Annotated in this window: 3 protein-coding genes and 1 pseudogene; all 4 read left to right on the top strand. The window is 49.6% G+C overall.

Going from position 1 to position 3928, the window contains the following annotated elements; all coding sequences use genetic code 11:
* Positions 1-415: 415 nt before the first annotated feature.
* Positions 416-712: a hypothetical protein gene (locus ABW391_RS28835; protein WP_353485369.1), complete on the top strand. Its 297-nt coding sequence runs from the start codon at positions 416-418 to the stop codon at positions 710-712.
* A 394-nt stretch (positions 713-1106) separates the two neighbouring features.
* Positions 1107-2255, top strand: coding sequence for a site-specific integrase (locus ABW391_RS28840; RefSeq protein ID WP_353485370.1), 1149 nt, complete (start codon positions 1107-1109; stop codon positions 2253-2255).
* Between the two features lie 263 nt (positions 2256-2518).
* The gene (locus tag ABW391_RS28845; RefSeq protein WP_353485371.1) at positions 2519-2710 is read left to right on the top strand and encodes a helix-turn-helix domain-containing protein; all 192 of its coding nucleotides are present in this window, start codon (positions 2519-2521) and stop codon (positions 2708-2710) included.
* A gap of 957 nt (positions 2711-3667) precedes the next feature.
* Positions 3668-3928: pseudogene (locus ABW391_RS28850) on the top strand (hypothetical protein); the annotation flags it as partial.

Genomic DNA, 3928 nt, shown 5'->3' on the forward strand with positions numbered 1-3928 from the left:
CAAGAGGCGCTTTGGCTGAATGCACCTCATAAAGTGCGTATCTTTGCGTAAATTTATACCGACGTCCTGTTAGGTGGATTTTACCGAGCGCCTATAGTGACTGCAATTAAGCGCACATTGGAACGGTAAAACTTGGGCGCAAACCGACGTTGTAAAGGCTCGAAAGCACAATTGTGAATGGTCACCAGATCTGCTTCAAAACATCAGCTGCGCCAGCTTGCGGGTGTGCTTCGGCAGTCCGTGCAGGCGCGTCTGGGTCTTGTCGATGGCGCGTTTGCCTCCCGGGTATCAAACACGCGTGCTGCGCGCCGTAGGGCATGTTCCGGCCATCCACAGATACCGACGGTAATTCTGTTGGTAAATCGTCATAAAAGGAGCATAAGGTATAGTTATTGTAGGACCAAGGGAGAGACAAATGAAGAAATTAGTCGTTCATGCTTGGGATTTTATATTTAACAGCGACGTTAGCCCGCTTAGGCATATTCCAGATGTATCAACGCGGCACTATGTTCTGCAAGCCTTAGGTGCCATGTGGGTTCTCGCGATTAGCCTTGCCTTTGGCAGCTATACATTCTTTGCTTTCAATCTGATCGGGCACGTCGTTTTGATCGGTGCGGCGGCGATTACGATTGCGACCTATACAACGGCAACTATCAATCCAAGCGTCTTTGGCAAAGGGTCCGGACGCAGGGCCGATGGGGAACACGAGTAGATCTGGGCGCAATGCGGCCGGTTCAGACTTTGCAACTGTTGCAAAAATTAGGACGTATCTTGCAAGCACAGAAACTATGCCACTTCTCGTGCGGCCCGATGTCCGCATTTTAATCTTGGCCAGTTGTACCGGGATGTTACCTTGAATGCCGCTAACAGCGCATTAGTCTCTCTAAATCATTGAGGAAAATGGTAGACGCTGAGGGGTTCGAACCCACGACCCGCTGATTAAGAGTTTGATATAGATGCTGTTGACGCGCGTTGTTTGATGGCGACAGATGTTGGCAACCTATTGAAAAATAGTAATTGGCGGGTAGTTCCTTGTTGACCCAAGGCACTCTGTGTTTCTCCACGGTGTTACCTCGGTGTTACCTCGAAGCTACCGGAACACATACATGCCAAAGATTGCAAAACTGACAAAGTCCTATGTCGACGCCCTCCAACCGGGGTTAAAAGAATATGAGGTCCAAGATGAAAAGCTACGGGCATTTCGAGTAAGAGTGATGCCCTCAGGGCATAAGTCTTACGGTGTGGTCATTAGGCAGGGCAGAGGTCGCGGGCGGCCTCAGAAACGAGAAACTTTCGGATCAACTTATCAACTAAGTTGTGATCAAGCTCGTCGGCTGGCAGAAGAGTTAGTGGCGTCAGTGCGATTGGGGAAAGTGCACCTAGCCTGCGCCCCACGCAACCAGACCTGCGACCAACTATTCGACAAGTTTCTTGATACTCACGTGCGCGCATATTTGAAACCTCGCACCGTAAAGGAATACGAACGACTTGTCAGGCTGCACCTTCGTCCAGCGTTTAAGAGTAGGGACGTAAAGGACGTGAAACTATCCGACGTCCAAAAGTTTCACCTCGACTTCAAATCTACACCGCGACAAGCTAACTTGATGATCGCTATACTGCGAAAGGCCATGACTTTAGCGGAGAGTTGGGGGTGGCGCGATGGTATGCAGCATCCTTGTAAAGGTATCATTCAATATAAGGAACGCAAACGCGACCGACTGCTTAGCGCCGGGGAACTGGCGGCGATTGAAAACATACTTGAAAAGGGAAATCATCACCCGACGGTAGTTCTTGCAATTCGGCTATTGAAATCGTCGGGATGCAGGTCCGATGAGATTTGTCGGCTTAAATGGTCTTATATAGACTGGGACCGGCAACAGATTTGTTGGCCCGATACGAAAACTGGCAAACTCGTTAAGCCTCTGAATAGTTCTCTTGTGCAGCTACTGTCAGTTGCACCACGTTATGCCGGCAATGATCATGTATGTCCGCCCCTGGGGGGCGGTGAGGGCAATCTTTTACCGGACGTATTGAGGCCAGCATGGAAAAAGATATTGCGCGAAGCTGAAGTGGAGCATTGCGGTATTCATGCGCTGCGACATTGGTTCGCGTCAAAGTTTTACGCCAATCCAAGCATTTCCACGACCACTGCCATGCAAATCGTAGGCCACAAGAGCGTACAAACGGCGGCCCGCTACGCTCACGTGTCACCTGCCCAGCTTGCTACATTTGCAGATGCTGTTCTCAGCAGTTGACCCTTAACGTCGCGATACTCAGCGCAAACATTTTGCAACAGTTGCAAACAGTCTGCAGATAAACGGCGAAAAGTGTGGCGACGGTTATTCGAGCCTCGGCCTTAAATATATGAAATTTGTCTTTTTAATAAAACTTGACTAAATATCAGTAGTAAGCCATTGATAAAATTCAATAAAACAGTTGACAGGCCCTTCTGACCGTTTATTTACGTAGATAACGGGACCCCAGATTTAGAAGGTTAAGTCACATGTCACATGGTTCGATGATTTACTACGACACACCCCAAGCTGCGAAATTGATGCGCTTAGCGCCTCAGACGTTGAGGAAATGGCGGCACACGGGGAACGGCCCTTGTTATTCTAAACTTCAAGGGAAGGTCGTTTACTCTCAGGAGGATATCCTGAGTTATATCATAGACCGCCGCGTTAATTCGACCGCTGAATACCGGCACTAAACGGCCGGTATGTAGGCTTCAATTTGCAACCAGTTGCAAATTCATTTCCCCTTAAAAACTAGGTGCCTTCTTCCAATAGAGAGGCAAACGTGACGGGACTGCAGAGCACATGGCTGAGCCATCTATCATTGAACCAGAAGCGAATTTTGCAACGGGTTGCAAACCTCACTCATTTTTGAAACCGGTTGCACGGAAGTGAGATCGACAATGTCCACTTTCCCTTCGCAGAATTTGTCGCCGATCCAGAGCGTTGCCCCGCGTCGTCGGATACGTAGCGGTCTTATAAATGGAAGGTGGACACCTGAGTTTTACCAGCTGCTTGGAAAATCTCGGAAGACCTTACGTAAAGAGCTTAGGCGTATTCGCTCTCTATGGGATGCAGGCCACCGTGAAAAAGCCTTAAGGGCCGAACGGAAGCTGATGCGTTCATTCGCCATGCGCGTCGTTGCAACGCAAAGAGCTAACCTCGCCCTCATCGCTTTGGCCGCGAAAAACGCAGTAAGCAACGACCAGCCGTTCCCTCGCAGGCAAGGCGGTTATTCCGGTGCGCATGTCAGAAAAATCGCGTCAGGTTTAGATCTTTGGAAAACCCGAGATGAGAGGGTGTTTATATTTCAAGAGCCAAAGGAATCGGGAGGGGTGCGCGATATATGCTCATTCGATTTAGAACACCGCGCCGCTCAGCTTATTGTAAAGTTAGTCTTGGAAAACCGGCCGGATGCTCTCCACCCAGCGCAGATAGCCAGGCGTCCGCGAGGTATTGAACAAGGCATAGCAGCGGTACGGCGGGGCGCAGAGAATGGTTACAAATATGTTGTCGCGGCTGATATGCAAAATTTTTACGGATCGATCTCAACGTCCAGCTTGGCGGCGATACTGCAACTCCCTGCACGGGTTATTCAGACAACTGTCAGCTTTGAGTGCTTGAACGTAGTTCGGAGAACAAACCCTCAAAACTTGGACACCAACCAGACAAATCCACCAGAGCCCGTAAGGGACGAAATCGCCGTAAGGCCACAGCAATCCGCAAGGACACATGAAGCCGTAGAGCCAGAAGAAGACACAAGTCCACACGATGCCGTAAGGCCTGAAAACTATACAGAGAATGAAGGAAGCACATACGCTATTCCAAACATTCTGGGTTACACCCAACGGGGTATTCCTCAGGGCTCCTCCTGCTCTCCTATTGTGGGCGATTATGTGATGAAACGCTTATTG

It is taken from the genome of Haliscomenobacter sp., assembly GCF_040403615.1.
Lineage (GTDB): Bacteria > Bacteroidota > Bacteroidia > Chitinophagales > Saprospiraceae > Haliscomenobacter.

Bases quoted from the DNA above. Each gene is read 5' to 3' on its own strand.
- ABW391_RS28845 (WP_353485371.1), top strand. From the start codon at position 2,519: ATGATTTACTACGACACACCCCAAGCTGCGAAATTGATGCGCTTAGCG.
- ABW391_RS28835 (WP_353485369.1), top strand. From the start codon at position 416: ATGAAGAAATTAGTCGTTCATGCTTGGGATTTTATATTTAACAGCGAC.
- ABW391_RS28840 (WP_353485370.1), top strand. From the start codon at position 1,107: ATGCCAAAGATTGCAAAACTGACAAAGTCCTATGTCGACGCCCTCCAA.